Source organism: Caballeronia sp. INML3B, from assembly GCF_023631305.1.
GTDB classification, from domain to species: domain Bacteria; phylum Pseudomonadota; class Gammaproteobacteria; order Burkholderiales; family Burkholderiaceae; genus Caballeronia; species Caballeronia turbans.
Map to the genome: position 1 here is coordinate 107,678 of NZ_JALQDI010000054.1, position 16,720 is coordinate 124,397.

A 16,720-nucleotide genomic window follows, 5' to 3' on the forward strand; every position below is an offset into this window, starting at 1 on the left:
AGCGTCGTTGCATTACCGACGCTCGACGGACGAATACGGATCGCGCGTTCAGCGTTTTGCGCGCAGCGGCAGCGTCGCGATGAACTGATCGATCGCCGCAAGGAGCGCCGCCTTGCGCACGCCGTCCTGCGCCTGAATCGACAAGCCCGCGAACAGCGTCATGCACAACGCGGCGAGCGCGGGAACATCGGTGCGTGCATTGAGCTCGCCGTTCTCGACGCCTCGCGCGAGCCGCGCCGCGACGATCGACGCCACCTTGCGTCTGCGCTTCTGCATCTCGCTGCGCAACTGCGCATGCTCGGCGCCGACGGACATCGCGCCCAGAAAGATCATGCAGCCACGCGGATTCGGCGCGCCGGTGAAAAGCTCGACGCTCGTGCGAAACATCGCGCGCAGGCCGTCGCGCACGGACTCGTGCGCCTGCAACTGCCTGAGCGCGGCGCCGCCTTCCGCGTCCGTGTAGAGCTCGACCGCCTCGCGATACAAATCTTCCTTGCTGCCGAACGCGGCGTAGAGGCTCGGCGAATTGATGCCCATTGCGTCGACGAGATCGGCCATCGAGCACGTGTCGAAGCCCTTGGCCCAGAACACTTCCATCGCCCTTCGCAAGGCCGCCTCGCGGTCGAACGTGCGGGGCCGTCCGCGCGCCTTGTGCTGCGTTTCCCGAACTTCCGACGGCATGTCTCGCTCCTTTGCGCGTCCCATCGATTGCTGCGCGCATTGAAATTCTGAATTATGTGTCGATCGTAACAAAATAACTGGACGCCGTCACGCGACGATGTTCAAATATATGTGTCGACCGTTACATAAATCTCGGAACCTTCTTAGGAGTGTCGTCATGAAATCGACTTTGTCCGCACTGGCCGCCGCGTTGCTGCTGATGAGCCCGCTGATGTCGTTTGCGCAAGCCACGGCAACGCCGGCGTCGCCCGCGCCGTATTCGGTGTTCGTCGATCAGCCGACCGGCTTCACCTTCGTCAAGATGCCGTCAGGATGGAAGTTCGTCGGCGCGGTGTCGAAGGACGAAGCGCAGCATGTGCCGTCGAATGTGCTGACGTCGGTGTTGCCTGCCGATTCGGCGCGTGCCATCGACACGGCATCGGTCAAGTAAGCGTCATACGCAGGCGGCCGGCAGCCACGGCCGGCCGACGAGGCAGCGCGCCGGAGCGCTTTGCGGAACTGGCGTTGCGGCGCGTCGCTAATGCCGTCGATACGCATCGAGCAGGCCTTGCACGATGTCCGCGGACACATAATGCGGCCCATCGAAAAGATAGGTCTTATATCCGCGATACGCATCGATCTGCGGCCTCAGTTCGTCCACTGTCGCGGAACGAAACCCGCCGCCCACTTGCGGCCGGAACGCTTCCGCAATGATTCGCACGCGATGCCGCCCGAGCTTCGCCGCAATCTGATCCGCATACTCCCGCGCGACGCGCGGCTCTCGCGCATACACGCCGCAGCCGTCCTGCAACAGCACGCCTACATCGCGCGGCAACCACTCATCGAGCCATTGCGCGAGCGCCGCGCCACCGACATTCGCGCGGTCATACACGCTGATCCACAACGGACGCGGCAACCCATCGAGCAGCGCGCGCAGCGCACCCGCGTTCTGCCAGGTCGGATCGATCTCGACGGGAAAGTAGTAGCCCGTCACATGCACGGGCGGATGAACTTCCACGAGCCGCATCGATTCGACGAACAACTGCGCCGCATTCGCGCGCGCCGCCGCTTCGTCGAAACGGCCCGCGAGTCCAACGATCACGTCGCGCGCCCAGGGCTCCTGCCCGATGCGCTCCCAGTCCGGCATCCGTGCCGCCGTGCGCATCCCGGCGCCGGGCACGAAGGCGATGCCGTCCACCGCCGTCCATTGCACAATGAGTTCATGCGCGCCGAGCTTGTCCCAGTCGCCGCGCGGATCGGCGTGCGCGTTGTCGGGCTGCCAGACGATGCCGTCGACGAGACGCACGCGCGAGGCATCGGCTTGAGCCGAAGCCGGCGCGAGCACAAGGCAGCACGCAATGACGAGGGCGGAAAATAGAGAGGACATCAGTACGAGAATACCGCGCCGAAGAACACGCCTCGCGCGCGATCGTCGCCGGCGACGCGCAAGCGGTACTGCACCGCGACATCCACGAACGAACGCGGCGCGTCATACGGACCGCCGCGGAACCAGTAGCGCGCCGCCACGCCCGCGCCGGCGCCCACCGGCACGCTGTGATCGACCGCCGAATCGTAGTCCATGCCGACGACCGCATGCGGAAACACCGTCAAACGCGGACTGATCGCATCGACGCGATAGGTGCGGCCCAGTCGCGCGTTCGCGGTCGCGTAAGTCGAATCGTTCTGGATGTAATGGCCCGCCTCGCCGTACACCGTGCCCGTCCACCAGTTCGGGACGTCGAGCCTGCGCGTGTCGCCGAAGCCGTTCGAATACGCGGCGCGCGCGAGCCAGTCGGCGCGCACGTCCGAGCCGATCGGCAGAATTTTTTCGATGGCGAGAATCGCATTCGCCGATGCGAACGGCTTCACGCGCGCGCCGATCGCCGCCTGCAACGTCGATACCCCCGACGGCCCGCCGCCCTTCACGCCGAAGTTCTCGTAACCGCGCGCGTACACCTCGAACATGCGGTCACCGAGGCTGCCGAACGGCCGCCAGTACGCCTCCGCGCCCGCCTGCCAGTTGTTCGATACGCCGGGCGTGGGCGCGAACGCGAACCCTTGCTGCGCACCGTTGCCGCGATAGTTCACCGACGCGCTGAAGCCCCAGTTGCGCGTCGCTTCGGCGTGCGCCGCGCGTGCGTCGTTCAGTGCTTCAGGCGCGAGCGCCTCGCCGGCGGGCGCGCCCGCGCTATGGTCGATCGCGCGTTCCAGGAACTTCACGCCTTCGTCGGTGCGGCGCAGGTTGAGCGCCGCGTAGCCGGCGTCGGCTTCGGCCGATGCGGGCAGCGCGCCCTCGCGTTCCGCGCGCGCGAAGTAGTGCAGCGCGAGCGCGCTGTCGCCCGCGCGCTGCGCGATGAACGCGGCCTGCGTGGCGGTCATCGAATCGAGCAGATTCGCGTCGATCAACGCGCGCGCTTCGCCCGAGGCCTCACGCGTGCGGCCCGTCGCCGCGAGCGCGTCGATCAGCGCGATGCGCGGCTGCGGATCGTCGGGCACTTCGGCGATCGCCGTGCGCCAGAAGCCGATGGCCGCTGCGCGATCGCCGCGACGTTCGGCAAGACGCGCTTCGCGTGTCGCGGCGAGTGCGGGATCGTGCGCGTAGACATCGCACGATGCGCCGAACCGGTCTTCGCGGCATTCGAAAGTCGGGCGCGCGCGCGGATCGATTTGCACGGTCTGCGTGGCCGCCATGCGCAACATCGCTTGCGCGCGATGGCGGCGTAACGTGATCGCGGCATCGGTGTCGTCGGGGGGCTGCGTGGCGACGGACGGCAGTGTATCGAGCGCCGCTTGCGGATTGCCTTGCGCGAGCCGCACGTCCGCGACGATCGTGCGCGCGACGCGCGCATCGCGATATGCGCGTGCGTCGCCCGCATCGGTGGATGCGGCCAGGGTCAGCGCGCGCGCGAAGTCGGCATGCTCTGCGCGCGCGGCGCGTGCGTATCCGCGCAAAGCCCACGCGAGCGCATTGTCTTCATCGATCGCGATGGCATCGCCCGCCGCGGCTTCCACGCCCGCGAGATCGCCGCGCGTGAACAATATCTCGATGAGCTGCATGCGGAAATCCATCCGCGCCGGCGCATACATGACAGCCTTCCGCGCGAAATCTTGCGCCGCATCCAGGTCGCCGCGCTCGCGCGCCACATATGCGGACTTCGACGCCCCGGGCGCAAGCCGGTCGCCGATGAAGCGCCGCCGCTCCCGCAAGGCGTCGCTGTCGCCGAAGTGCTGCGATGCGTCGACGGCCGCATCGTATGCGGCGGCATCGTCGCCGGATGCGGCGAGGGAATCGATCAGCAGATAGCGCAGACGCTCCGCCCGCGGCGCAAGACGCACGGCTTCGCGGCTTCCCGCCACCGCCGACGCGTAATCCTTCTTCGCGTAATCGCGATACGCCGCGCGCGCTGCCTTCGACGCCGGCGCCGGCAAGTCGTCCGGCACGCCGCCCTCGCCGCCCGACGCGATCAGGATGTCGATCTGCCTGCGCCGCGCGGTCAGCGAAGGCGCCGGACCGAGCTGCGCGATGGCTTCGGCAAGCACACGGCTCGCGTCCTTCAGACGCCCGCGCGCCGCGAGCGCATTCGCAAGCAGCAGACGCAGATCCGCGACGTCGGGCCGCTGGCGAATCGCCTCGCGCGCGCCTGCGATGGCATCGGCATAACGATGCTCGCCGTAGGCCGCGAACGCTTCGCGCGCCACGCGATACGCCGCGCCGCTCAGAGGCAGCTGCAGGGTCTCGTCCGCACGGGATGCCGCGGCGCCGCACAAGGCGAGCGCGGCGCACAACGCAACGCGAACGTGCGGCGTCATCGAATGCCGGCCCGCGCGAGATAGCGGCGGCGCTGCTCCGCGACTGCGGCGGTGAGCGCATCGGACGTGATGATCGCCTCCGCCACCATGTAATCGCCGATGCGTCCGTGCCGCTCCGGCCGATAGTCCCGCAACGCGGCCTCGAACGCGCTGCGCGTGACGAGCCCCATCTCGATCATGATGTCGCCGAGCAAGGGCACGCCGCGCGCGGCCGTGGCGTCGGCAAGCGCCGGCGAGGCATCGTCTTCGCCATCGCCTGTCAAGACCGGCATGCCGACCGCGCGCAGCATGCGCAGGCCCGCCGCGATCTCGCTTTCGCGCACGATCTGCAGCGCGACCGGGCCGCCGGACGTCGCGCGCAATTCGGCGAGCGACGCATCGTCGAGCAGGCTCGCGCAGACGAACACGGCGTGCCCGTTCGCATCGATGCCCTGCGGCAGCACGCGCAGCCGCACGAGCGTCTCGGGCGTCGCGATGCGCGTCGGGTCCATCCGCGCCGCGTCCAAGCGTCCGCGCGGCAGGTCGGCCTGGAACGCGATCGCTTCCGCGAGCGTTTCCTCGTCGAGCCAGCCGCGTGTCACGAGCACGCGGCCGATCGGCGCTTCGCGTGCATGATCCGTCCGCCGCGCTTCTTCGAGCCGCTCGGGTGCGATCGCCTGCCACGAGACGAGCAGTTCCCCGAGATCCTGACGCGTGTCGCGCAGGGCCTCGTTGCTGGGGAAATCGTGCATCGTCTTGTCCCATGCGAGCCGCCGCCCCGTCACCATATGCACGATGAAAAGCCGCCACGCGCGCGCCACCGCCATGAAGTTGATGACGTTGCTGACGACCATGCGCGGCACCGACAGCACGCCGTGCTCCCAGCCGTAGAGCCGCGTCGTGAAGATGATGCGCTGCGTGACGCGCAGCACGAGCGCGACGGAGTTCGCGGCGAGCAGCGCCTGCAGCCACCGCGAATCGATGAACGGCGACGGAAAGAAGTCGCCCGCGAGGCCGAGATACGAAGCCGTGGCGAACAGCATGAACTGCACGGCGAGCAGGTATGCGAGCATGCCGACGAACGCCGTCACCACGCCCTTGCGGTCGCGCATCAGCAGATAGCGATTCGCGAGCGACCCGCTCCAGCCCGTCAGCGCCCATCCCTGCAAGCCGATGCCGAGCGTCCAGCGCGCGCGCTGCCGATAGGCGGTGCGAAACGTGTCGGGGAAAAACTCGCGCACGCACAGCGGCATCGACAGCCTGATTTCGCGCTCGCGGCCCAAACCGAACCAGCCCTTGCGGCGCGTCGTGAATTCGACGGGAAAGAGCGGAAAGATCGACTGCATGCCGAGCCGCGTGATGCGCGTGCCGATGTCGTAATCCTCGGTGAGGCTTTCGGTGTTGAACGGCTGGTGCTGCGTCTCTTCGACGAGCGCGCGGATCGCGCGGCGCGAAAAGCACGTGCCCACGCCCGCCGACGGCACCGCGCCCGCAAGACTCTCACGCACGACGAGATCCTTCGCGTGCCATTCCGCGAACTCGTCCATGTACGTGCCGGCGACGAGCTCGAACCAGTGCCGTTCGAGCGACGCCACCGGCAACTGGATCATGTCCTTGCGCGGCAGGAGATAGTTGAAGAACTTCAGTTCGACGGGATGCAGCACGTCTTCGCTGTCGTGCATCACGATGCCCGCGAACTCCATCCCGGCTTCGAACTCGTAATGCAGGATCGCCTGCACGAGCCAGTTGAGGCAGTCGGCCTTGCATGTCGGACCGTCGTGCGGCACTTCCACGCGATGCAGATGCTTGTAGCGATGCCGCATGCGCTCCACTTCGGCGATCGTCGCCGCGTCGTTCTGATACGTGCCGACGAACACCGTGTATGCGCGATAGTCGAGCACGCGCACGAGATCCTCGATCATCGCGGCGATGACGTCGTGTTCCTGCCACGCGGGCACCATGATCGCGATGGGCTGCTCGTCGCGCGCATAAAGCTGCTCGACGGTGAGCGGCGCGTAGCGGCGCTCGACCGTCACGCGCCGCCAGAACTTGCGCGTCCAGTACCAGACGTCGATGAACAGATCGTCCAGGCTCGAAAGCAGAATGATCGCCGCGACCGTCGCGGCCACGTATTCGAGTCCCTGGTAGTACTCGGCGAGCAGAATCTCGCCGTACCACCCGAGCGCCTCCGGCATCACGCGCGATCCTCGTCATCACCGGCGCGCGCGCGATGCTTCCGGCGCGCCTGGCCCGCGAGCGCGATCAACGCGAGCAACAGCACCACGAGCACGGCCGGAATGCCCCAGCGCGCCCAATGCCGCGTGACCCAGTCGGCGCTCGACGCGGGTTCGTCGGTCATCTCTTCGGGGTTGACCGTGTCGAACTGCTTGAGCACGCCGCTGCCGTCGACCACGGCGATATTGCCGCGCGAAAGCTGCAGCTTGTCGGTCAGTACGGGCGCCGCGCCCGCCGATCGATACACGACGCCGCTCTCGCCGCCCGCACTCGCAACGCTCACGACCGCGACGCGCGAGAGCCCCGACATGTCGAGCAGCGTATCGCCCGCGGGTGATGTCAGCGAAAGACGCTCGGCCGAATATGCGGCGGGATTCTTCTCGTCGGCGAGCTTGACGTCGGCGGCGAGGAACGGGCCGGCCGGATTCGCCGCCGCGTCTGCCGCGTTCACCACGAATTTCGCCGATACCGGCGCGATGCCCGCCGCGCCGGTCAGCACGGCAAGGCGCGGGACGCTGTTCATTGCATCGTCGAGCCAGGCGCGCGGCACGTACACCGTCGCCGACGACGCATAACGCGCCGCCATGCCCGCGAACGTGTTGTCGGGCGGACCTTTCGCAAGCCGCAGATGGCTCGACGGCAGCACGGCGACGGGATACGTCTGGCGCGCCTGACAGCCGCCGTCCGGCTGGCGGCGGAAGGTCACGCGCAGATCGTTGGTGCGCGCGAGGGCGTAGCGCGGAATCGGCGCGACGAGACGCTCGCGCGCGCCATCGACGTTGATGAGCTTCGCGCCGATCATCACGTCGTTGAAGTACACGGTGGCGGTTGCCGCGCCGTTGGAGAGCGTCGGCGAAGCGGCGAGATCGAGCACCACCTGCTCCGGCAAGCGGCCGTTGCCCGAAGCCGCGGCGAGGTCGAAGCGCGCATCCCACGACGCGGCCGTCTGCACGTCGACACTGCGCGGATCGCCGCCGAGGTCGGACAGCGCGATGGTGTCGCCGCGCGTCTGCTGCGCCACGTCGATGCGATGCACGACCACGCGGTTCGATACATCGATGGGACGCCAGCCGTGCGCAAGCGCGCCGATGCCGCGCGTGTCGCCGACGACGATCATCGCGCGGCCGCCCACGTGCGCGACGCGCACTTCGCCCGGCGCGAGCGGCGAAGTCAGTTGCGACGCCGATTGCTTGCGCCATGCGTCGAAAGCGGCGAGCGCATCGCCCGATGTGTTCGTGACTTGCGCGCGCAACGCGTCGAGCGCGCGGTCGATGGTCTTGCGCATCGTCTCGTCGGCGACGACCACGTCCGGGCCGAACGCCGCGCGCGCGCCGAGCGCGACGAGCGCGCCGAGTTCCGCGTCGTCGGCGATCGCGTGCTTGCCGCCCGCTGCCAGCGCGGCGAACGCGGGCACGCCGCGCAACGGCGCCGGCACGTCGATGCCCGTGAGATCCACGGTATCGCCCACGGCCGGCAGCGCCTGCATCACGGGCCGCTTGCCGTCGCGTTGCAGCAGCGCGTCGGTGCGCCAGGCGGTGTCGAATGCGTTCGCGGACAGCTTGCCGCCCGACACCGCGAGCACCGGCGCGTAAGGCAGCGCGCTCCATGCGGTGCGCAGGTCCTGCACGTCGGCGGGACTGAAGCGGAACGTGAGACGCGTCGTCGGATCGACGCGCAGCACGTTGCCGATGGCGGTCTGATCCGAGCACTCGCCCTGGCTGACCACCGACGCGAACCCAAGCCCCACGCGCACGAAGCCGGCGGAACGCGCCGCGCCATCGACGCCGAGATTGACCGACACGCCGCCCGCATCCTGCGTGAACGCACGCGCGAGCACCGGCGAGCCGTCGAGAGAAAGGAGCATCGTCACGCGGCCGCCGTCGCCGCGCACATAGCCGCCGTCGAATTGCAGCGTCGCATCGGTGATCGGCACGCCGGCGGGCACAGGCAGGAAGAACTCGCGGCGCGTATCGGGTGCGCCGAGCGTCACGCTTTCGAGCAGGCCGAGTTGTCGCAAGGTCACGGTGCGCGTTTCCGGCACATCGAGGCCGAGCCGCCCGAGCGCGCCCGCGATGCCGGTGCCGGTCGCGGCAGCGAAGGCCGCATGCTGCAGACCCAGGAACAGCGCGATTGAAGCCAGAACGGCACGCTGGGCGCGCCGCTTGAAGATGTCGTTGACCAAGTTGAGTGCTCGAAGTTGACGCAACGGGGCGGGATGGCCGCGAAGGCACACGCACGTCGCGCGCGATCCGCCTCGATTGCGTGAAGCCTGATTCCGGACTCCCTGGCCGGAACGATCAGGCGCGTGTTGCTGAAGAAAGAGCCGGTGCCCGGAGTCGCGGCCCGGCCTTTGGCGCGACAGGCTGTACGTACGCGGCCGAAGGACTACGCGAACGCCTCGCCCACGACACGCGTCACATTTTTCGTGGCGCGCGGCATGACGGGTTTGAATTCCTCGAAGGGGCGGCCCGCGAGCGCCGCGACGATGCGCGCCGAGGCTCGCCCATCGCCGTAGGGATTGACATTGCGGGTGAACGCCGCGCGGGCGTTCGTGTCGTCGAGCAGCAGATGGACCGTCGCGGCGATGGCGTCGCTGTCCGTGCCGACGAGCACGGCGGTGCCCGCATCGATGGCCTCGGGACGCTCGGTGACGTCACGCATCACGAGCACCGGCTTGCCGAGCGCCGGCGCCTCTTCCTGCACGCCGCCCGAATCGGTCAGCACGAGCGTCGCGCGCTGCAGCAGCCGCACGAAGCCGAGATAGTCCTGAGGCTCGATGAGAAACACGTTCGGCGCACCGCCGAGCGCGCTGATCACCGTTGCGCGCACGTTCGGGTTCAGATGAACCGGATAGACGATCTGCACATCGGAACGGCGCGCGAGACGAACCAGCGCCGCGCAGATATCGCGCAAGCCCCGGCCGAAACTCTCGCGCCGGTGGCCCGTGACGAGAATCAGATGCTTCGATGGATCGAGAAACGGAAAGCGTGCGTCGAGCTTGCGGCGCAGCGCATCCTGCGAATCGATGCGCTTCGTGACGGAATGCAGCGCGTCGATCACCGTGTTGCCGGTGACGAATGCGCGTCCATGCACCGTTTCCTTCGCGAGGTTGGCGTGCGAGCGCAAGGTCGGGACGAACATCATGTCGCTCACGACATCGACGAAACGCCGGTTCATCTCTTCCGGCCACGGACTGCTCATGTCGCCCGTGCGCAGCCCCGCCTCGACGTGCGCGACCGGCACCTGCCGGTGAAACGCGGCGAGCGCGCCCGCCGTCGCGGTGGTCGTGTCGCCGTGCACGAGCACGCGATCCGGCTGTTCCTTGGTGATGACGTCGTCGATCGACGCGATGAGGCGCGAAATCAGCCCGTTCAGGCTCTGGTTCTCCGACATGACCGCGAGATCGTGATGCGGCGTGATGTCGAACAGATCCAGCACTTGCCGGAGCATCGAGCGATGCTGGCCGGTCACGCACACCACGGACCGCACACCGGCTTCCGCTTCCAGCGCCTTGACGAGCGGCGCCATCTTGATCGCCTCGGGCCGCGTTCCAAATATGGAAAGTATCGTTTTTCGCTTCGTGTTCATTAGGTCCCGACGATTGCACAATCTTTAACAATTTCGATTGTATTCAGACGTTTAGGACCGCCAGCCAACTAAAATGTAAAAAAGTCTAACGAGAACGCGAAGCGCCGGTTTGGCGAGTTTTTGTCCAAAGTCGAGCGGCGTTTTTTACCTAACCAGTTAGCTTTCCCAACGTTCGGGCGAGATCGTCGAGGCGAAAATCCGACACTGCGTCGTCGCGTGATTTCGTCTGATGAAAACGCGATATGCGTGTGAGCGGCTTGCTTGGAGGCGATCGACCATTCGGGAGCTGCGGGGCCGATCGCCCTTTTGAAGGAGCGCTGAAGGACGCGCTCCGAGAACGAAACAGGCTTACTTCTCCATCGTCGCCATATCGATGACGAAGCGATACTTCACATCGCTCTTCAACATGCGCTCATAAGCCTTGTTGATTTCGTCCATGCGAATCATCTCGATGTCGGAGGTGATGCCGTGCTCCGCGCAGAAATCGAGCATCTCCTGCGTCTCCGCAATACCGCCGATGAGCGATCCGGCGAGCGAGCGGCGCTTGAAGATCATGTTCATCACCGAAGGCGACGGGTGCGGATGCTCCGGCGCGCCGACGAGCGTCATGGTGGCATCCCGCTTGAGCAGTGCCATGAACGGATCGAGATCGTGCGACGCGGCCACCGTGTTCAGAATGAAGTCGAAGCTGTTCGCGTGCGCCGCCATCTGGGCCGGGTCTTTCGAAATCACGACTTCATGCGCGCCCAGACGCTTCGCGTCCTCGATCTTGCCCGGCGAAGTCGTGAAGAGCACGACATGCGCGCCCATTGCGGCGGCGATCTTCACGCCCATGTGACCGAGACCGCCGAGACCCACGATGCCGACCTTGTGCCCCTTCTGCACGTTCCAGTGGCGCAGCGGGGAATAGGTCGTGATGCCCGCGCACAGCAACGGCGCGACCGCCGCCAGTTCGAGGTTCCCGGGGATGCTCAGCGTGAACGCCTCGTCGACGACGATGCTCGTCGAATAGCCGCCCGCCGTGAAGCCGCCGGACTTTCTGTCCGGCGAGTTATAGGTTTGCGTGAAGCTTTCCGGGCCTTCGCAGAACTGCTCCAGTCCTTCCTTGCAGGACGCGCACGTGCGGCATGAATCGACCATGCAGCCGACGCCCGCGAGGTCGCCGACCTTGAACTTCGACACGTCCGAGCCGACTTCCGCCACGCGCCCGACGATTTCATGCCCCGGCACGACCGGAAAGTTCGAGCCGCCCCATTCGTTCCGCGCCATGTGCAGATCGGAGTGACACACGCCGCAAAAGAGAATGTCGATGCGCACATCGTTCGGGCCGACATCGCGGCGCTGAATTTCGAGCGGGCCGAGCGGCTTGTCGGCTGCGGCGGCTGCATAGGAATACGCTTTCAGCATGATTGTGCTTCCTTCCTTGATTTGAATCTTTCGTGGACGAGCCGGCCCCGACGCAATGAAAAGGCCGGCCGATGAGACGTGTCAGGTGAACGGGTTTGTGCGGCAGCGAACTGTCGCCGTCATGCACCGCACGCGTTGCGAGTGACTTGCCGATTGCGCCGATATTTCGGCGGCGCTACGCAACCTCAATACTGTATGCCTATAAAAACTTCTCTGCCGAAATGGCGGCTCGATTATGCCTTTCGAAAGAACTGTGCAATTGCGTCGCCGGAGAATTTGACAATCGAACGCCCTTCTTTCGACTCCCTGCTAATGGGGATGGTCGAGAGCAGACGAGCGTCCTAAAGTGATCGTGCGCGAGGACACGGCCATCCTCATCGCACGGCGCCGGAACTTTGAGAGAGCGAGACCATGAAGGCGAAGGCAATTACGGCAAGCATCGGCATGCCGGGCGGCGCGGTCAGCGCCGAGTTTCATATCGACACGGGGCGCCTCAGGATCTTCGAACGCGGCATGCTTCGCGTCGAATTGTTTCCGCCGCAATCATGGTTCACGGTGGCGTCGGTGGCGGGAAACAGCCGCTGGGGCACGCGGCCGCGCGAAGCGGATATTCGTCTCGTCGTCGAGAACTTCATCCTTCAGCGCTTCGGCATGACGGCGTACCGGAGCGAAACTTCATGCGCGCAGTGACGTGCGCGCTCAGCGTGCACGCGCGCGCCGCGTGCGCTGATAGAAGGCGTCCGGCTTGGTCTTCACCCATTCGACGAAGCTATGCACGCCTTCGTGCGCGAGCAGTGCATCGACGGTCGAATAGCGCTGCGCCAGCTCCTTTTCGGTGAAGAGCGCATGCAATTGCCGATGACAGATGCGATGCAGCACGGCCGTCTGCCTGCCACCGTGCGATTTCGGCACGAGATGATGCAAATCGCGCTCCGATGGCGGCACCGCGCGCCCGCACAGCGCGCAGATTTCCTCCTGCGGCGGGTGATACCACGGCTCCGGTGTGCGCTTCGCCATTGCGTTCCTCGTTTGTTCTCGTCGAGTTTACGCCTCGTCTTTCCGCGCCGCATCGGACGATTCATCTGATCAACATTCCTTAGCTTCTCGATTCGACATCCTCATGCGGTGAGTCGTGCGCCGATACAATGGCTGCGTGAACGCGCGCATCGGCGCACTCCCTGCAACTGCAACGGAGATACACCATGACAGGTCCGGCGAGTAACCTCTACGAGAGCTGGCAGGAACAGATTCAGCGGGAGCTGAATGCGCGCGTCAGGACGCATCAGCACGAAGTGCGGCAAGCGAAAGTGCAGCAGGCGCGTCAGACCGGCGCGCCTGCGCCGCTCGTCCTGATCGGCGAGGGCGATTCGTGGTTCGACTATCCGCTGCCGGACCCACTTCATCCCACGGATGTATTGCAGGCGCTCGAGAACACGGGCAAGCCCGTTCCGCTGATCCTCAAGCTCGCGCACTATAGCGACGCGACCACGACGCTCCTCGGCGTGAACAAGCGCAACCGCCTCATCGATCAGTTGAAGGACCCGGCCAACGGACCCATCGACGCACTGCTTTTTTCCGGCGGCGGCAACGATGTGGTCGGCGACCAGTTCCGCTTCTGGCTCCACGATGCAGACGCGGTCGCCAACGATCCTGCGCAGGGCATCGATATCCGGCGGCTCGCGAATATCTTCGGCGTGGTCGAGAGCGCCTATCTGGATCTGATCCGCATCCGCGACCAGTTCGCGCCTCACGCACCCATCTTCGTGCACGCTTACGACTTTGCGATTCCCAGCGGCACATCGGCCTGCCATCTCGCCGGACCGTGGCTTCGTCCTTCGCTCGTCGATCGGGGCTGGCGGGACCTCGCGCCCGGCACGCTGATCGTGCGGACGATCCTCGTCCAGTTCCGCGCGATGCTGCTGCGGCTCGCCAGCGATCCCGCGCACAATCTGGTGCTGGTCGAGACGCAAGGCACGCTTGCGCCCGATGACTGGGCCAACGAACTGCATCCCACCGGCGCGGGCTTCGCCAAAATCGCCGCCTGTTTCAGGGCCGCGCTCGCCGCACGCTTTGCGCATCGCATATGAGGGCGGCGTGCGCTGAGATGCGAGCCGGTATCGATACCGGCTCGCCGCCCGTTTCTCCTATCAGCCCTGCACGAATGCGAGCAGGTCGGCGTTGAGGACGTCCGCGTTGACCGTGAGCATGCCGTGCGAGAAGCCAGGATACGTTTTCAGGGTGCCGTTCTTCAGCAACTTGATGGACTTCAGCGCAGCGTCGGCGATGGGCACGATCTGGTCGTCCTCACCATGCAGGACGAGCGTCGGCACGGAAATCGACTTCAGGTCTTCAGTCTGGTCCGTCTCCGAGAACGCCTTGATGCCGTCGTAGTGCGCCTTCGCGCTACCCATCATGCCCTGACGCCACCAGTTCTGGACAACGCCCTGTTGGACGGTCGCGCCCGAGCGGTTGAATCCGTAGAAGGGTCCCGCCGGAACATCGACGAAGAACTGGGCGCGGTTGTCGGCCAGTGCCTTGCGAAAGCCGTCGAAAACCTCGACAGGCAGGCCTTCCGGATTTGCTTCGGTTTTCAGCATCAGCGGAGGCACCGCGCTGACGAGTACCGCCTTCGCGACACGTCCTGACGGTTCGCCGTGCTTCGCGACATAACGGGCGACTTCGCCGCCGCCTGTCGAGTGTCCGATGTGAACGGCATTTTTCAGGTCCAGCGCTTCGACGACCGCGAATGCGTCGGCGGCGTAATGGTCCATATCGTGACCGTCCGAGACCTGCGACGAGCGGCCGTGCCCACGCCGGTCGTGCGCGACCACACGATATCCCCGCTGCACGAAGAACAGCATCTGCGCGTCCCAGTCGTCCGAGGAAAGCGGCCAGCCATGATGAAAGACGATCGGTTGCGCGTCCTTCGGCCCCCAGTCCTTATAGAAAATTTCGACGTTATCTTTGGTCGTGACGAACGGCATGGTAATCCTCACTCGTGAAAAAAGGTTTGCAGGACGCCGGGCCGAGGTTTGAAACTCAGCGCCGGCTTCGATGTTCTTGCGGCAAGACAAGCGAAGACAGACGACGTTCGATCGATCGAACTTCACCGGATCGCGTGCGGGCTATCGAGCCCGAATCGTCGTCCGAGTAGAACCTTACACGGATACCGCGTCCGCTGGATGATTGCCCCCCATCAAGTGGGGTTGCAAAAGCCGGGACCAGTAACAGTTCCGACGCCCGGCACCAAAACGGTGAACAATGCCGACGACGCGCGCACGCTCACGCCGCGCTTTCTTCGTCAGCGTCGCGTTGGTGGGACAGCATCGCGAGCACGCCGTTCAGCGCGCCATCCAGGATCTGGGCGGACAGATCAGGGTCCGAAACGGCCCGCGACAACGTCACCGCGCCCACGCAGGCGCTCAGAATGTGAAGCGCTTGCGCGCGCTTCGTGGCGTTGAGCAACGCAGGCGATGCCTGAGCGATCAGCCCCACGATTTTCTCGACGCGGCGGGAATACACCTCCCGAGTCGCGCCCTCGCAGCGGCTCATGTCATTGACGAGCGCGGAGACAGGACAGGCGCGAAAAATGTTATCCCTGTGCGCCGCGGATAGATACGAACGCATCGCTCGTTGCGGCTCGGTCGGAATCGATGCTTCCCACGACTCGATGTCTCGCAGCGCACATTCGAACGCTTCCCGCACGAGTTCGTCGCGAGACGCAAAGTGCTTGTAGAAGCCGCCTACGGTGAGCCCGGCCTCCTTCATGAGATCGGCAATGCTCACGCCATCGATGCCGCGCTCACGCAACCGTTTCGCCGCCACCTCAACGATGCGTTGACGTGTCGCAATCTTTTGTGCCTGGGAATGGCCCATTCAACATCTCCACACTGCTCTGGCGGGCAAGTGTAATCCCGCGATCCGTTTTCCATTGATGCGGGCCTGGCAATTCAGAGTTGAGCCGCGAAGAATTGCGGGACTTCTGGATTATGACTAACATCCAGATCAATGCAATATCGACAGGAAGCGTCGACACGCATTCGCCCGAAATAGTGCATATGCACTCTAGTCAATGGAGATTCATCATGAAAGCACGCAGGATTCTGGTCACGGCGGCTGCCGGCAAGACAGGTGTTCACACGGTGCGAAACCTTCTCGAGAGCGGTCACGCCGTGCGCGCGCTCGTTCGCAAGGAGGACGAGCGCAGCGACGCGCTCCGGAACGCTGGCGCTGAGATCATGACCGGCGATCTCCTCTCGCACGATGACGCCATTCGCGCAACCGACGGAATGGACGCGGCGTATCTCTGTTATCCCGTTCGTCCGGGCTTCATCCAGGCCACCGCCTATTTCGCGGATGCGGCGCGCCGTGCGGGGCTGCATGCGGTCGTGAACATGTCGCAAATCTCGGCTCGTGAGAACGCGAAAAGCCACGCGGCCCGGGATCACTGGATTGCGGAGCGCGTTCTCGACTGGGCAGGCGTGCCGACCGTGCACATCAGGCCGACCTTCTTCTCTGAATGGCTCGTCTTTCCGTGGGTGCGAGACACGATCGTTCGAAACAGCGAGATTGCATTGCCGTTCGGCGATGGCCGGCATGCGCCTATCGCGGCGGCGGACCAGGCGCGTTTCATCGCCGCTGTGCTTGCAAGTCCGGATGATCACGTCGGCAAGACATACGAGCTGTGCGGGCCGACGCAAATGAATCAAGCGGAAATTGCCGGCGTGATGAGCGGCGTGCTGGGCAGGAAAATCGTGTACCGGCCGGCGACGCTCGACGGTTACCGGGAGCATCTGAGCCACTACGATCTTCCGGATTTCACGATTCAGCACTTCGTCGAAGTAGCGATCGACTATCAGAACGGCGTCTTCGAGGGCACGGACGGCATCATCGAGCGCGTGACGGGGACGGCTCCGCAGACCGTCGAAGCGTTCGTGGAGGCGAATCGGGCCGTCTTCGGGTGAACGATTCGGGTTCGGCGTCGCGATCCGGTCAGCGATGAAGTAAGCAGGCACTGCGGGAAATCCCCAAGTTTCATCGT

14 protein-coding genes are annotated in these 16,720 nt (G+C 65.4%); 4 read left to right on the plus strand and 10 right to left on the minus strand.

What is annotated here, in order from left to right:
* Positions 1–48 precede the first annotated feature (48 nt).
* A complete protein-coding gene (locus tag NCS58_RS24625) occupies positions 49–681 on the minus strand; it encodes a TetR/AcrR family transcriptional regulator (RefSeq protein WP_061119188.1) in 633 nt (210 codons plus the stop codon).
* A gap of 157 nt (positions 682–838) precedes the next feature.
* On the opposite strand from NCS58_RS24625, the gene NCS58_RS24630 reads away from it, so the two are divergent.
* Positions 839–1,111 carry a hypothetical protein gene (locus NCS58_RS24630; RefSeq protein WP_061119189.1) on the plus strand — a complete coding sequence of 91 codons (273 nt, stop codon included), beginning with the start codon at positions 839–841 and terminating at the stop codon, positions 1,109–1,111.
* An 87-nt stretch (positions 1,112–1,198) separates the two neighbouring features.
* Here the strand turns inward: NCS58_RS24630 and NCS58_RS24635 are convergent, their stop codons facing one another.
* From NCS58_RS24635 to NCS58_RS24660, 6 genes are all read right to left on the minus strand, one after another.
* A complete protein-coding gene (locus tag NCS58_RS24635; protein ID WP_250477738.1) occupies positions 1,199–2,047 on the minus strand; it encodes a hypothetical protein in 849 nt (282 codons plus the stop codon).
* Positions 2,047–4,470, minus strand: a complete 2,424-nt coding sequence (locus NCS58_RS24640; RefSeq protein WP_061119191.1) for an NfrA family protein — start codon at positions 4,468–4,470, stop codon at positions 2,047–2,049. Before NCS58_RS24640 ends, NCS58_RS24635 begins: the two co-directional genes overlap by 1 nt.
* Positions 4,467–6,644, minus strand: a complete 2,178-nt coding sequence (locus NCS58_RS24645) for a glycosyl transferase family protein (RefSeq protein ID WP_061119192.1) — start codon at positions 6,642–6,644, stop codon at positions 4,467–4,469. Before NCS58_RS24645 ends, NCS58_RS24640 begins: the two co-directional genes overlap by 4 nt.
* On the minus strand, positions 6,644–8,866 hold the full coding sequence (locus tag NCS58_RS24650) for a cellulose biosynthesis cyclic di-GMP-binding regulatory protein BcsB (RefSeq protein ID WP_061119193.1): 2,223 nt from the start codon (positions 8,864–8,866) through the stop codon (positions 6,644–6,646). Before NCS58_RS24650 ends, NCS58_RS24645 begins: the two co-directional genes overlap by 1 nt.
* Positions 8,867–9,069: 203 nt before the next feature.
* On the minus strand, positions 9,070–10,272 hold the full coding sequence (gene wecB / locus NCS58_RS24655) for a non-hydrolyzing UDP-N-acetylglucosamine 2-epimerase (RefSeq protein WP_250477739.1): 1,203 nt from the start codon (positions 10,270–10,272) through the stop codon (positions 9,070–9,072).
* Positions 10,273–10,620: 348 nt separating this feature from the next.
* Positions 10,621–11,679 (minus strand): NAD(P)-dependent alcohol dehydrogenase, encoded by a 1,059-nt coding sequence (locus NCS58_RS24660; RefSeq protein ID WP_061119195.1) that lies wholly within the window; start codon positions 11,677–11,679, stop codon positions 10,621–10,623.
* Between the two features lie 411 nt (positions 11,680–12,090).
* On the opposite strand from NCS58_RS24660, the gene NCS58_RS24665 reads away from it, so the two are divergent.
* Positions 12,091–12,369 (plus strand): hypothetical protein, encoded by a 279-nt coding sequence (locus NCS58_RS24665; protein WP_061119196.1) that lies wholly within the window; start codon positions 12,091–12,093, stop codon positions 12,367–12,369.
* A gap of 9 nt (positions 12,370–12,378) precedes the next feature.
* Here NCS58_RS24665 and NCS58_RS24670 read toward each other — a convergent pair whose 3' ends face one another.
* Positions 12,379–12,696, minus strand: coding sequence for an HNH endonuclease (locus NCS58_RS24670; protein ID WP_061119197.1), 318 nt, complete (start codon positions 12,694–12,696; stop codon positions 12,379–12,381).
* A 185-nt stretch (positions 12,697–12,881) separates the two neighbouring features.
* On the opposite strand from NCS58_RS24670, the gene NCS58_RS24675 reads away from it, so the two are divergent.
* Positions 12,882–13,766, plus strand: a complete 885-nt coding sequence (locus NCS58_RS24675; protein WP_061119198.1) for a hypothetical protein — start codon at positions 12,882–12,884, stop codon at positions 13,764–13,766.
* Between the two features lie 60 nt (positions 13,767–13,826).
* Here the strand turns inward: NCS58_RS24675 and NCS58_RS24680 are convergent, their stop codons facing one another.
* Positions 13,827–14,663: an alpha/beta fold hydrolase gene (locus NCS58_RS24680; RefSeq protein ID WP_061119199.1), complete on the minus strand. Its 837-nt coding sequence runs from the start codon at positions 14,661–14,663 to the stop codon at positions 13,827–13,829.
* A 298-nt stretch (positions 14,664–14,961) separates the two neighbouring features.
* Positions 14,962–15,555: a TetR/AcrR family transcriptional regulator gene (locus NCS58_RS24685; RefSeq protein WP_061119200.1), complete on the minus strand. Its 594-nt coding sequence runs from the start codon at positions 15,553–15,555 to the stop codon at positions 14,962–14,964.
* Positions 15,556–15,764: 209 nt separating this feature from the next.
* Here NCS58_RS24685 and NCS58_RS24690 point away from each other — a divergent pair, with 209 nt between their 5' ends.
* Positions 15,765–16,643: an NAD(P)H-binding protein gene (locus NCS58_RS24690; protein WP_061119201.1), complete on the plus strand. Its 879-nt coding sequence runs from the start codon at positions 15,765–15,767 to the stop codon at positions 16,641–16,643.
* The last annotated feature ends 77 nt before the right edge of the window (positions 16,644–16,720 follow it).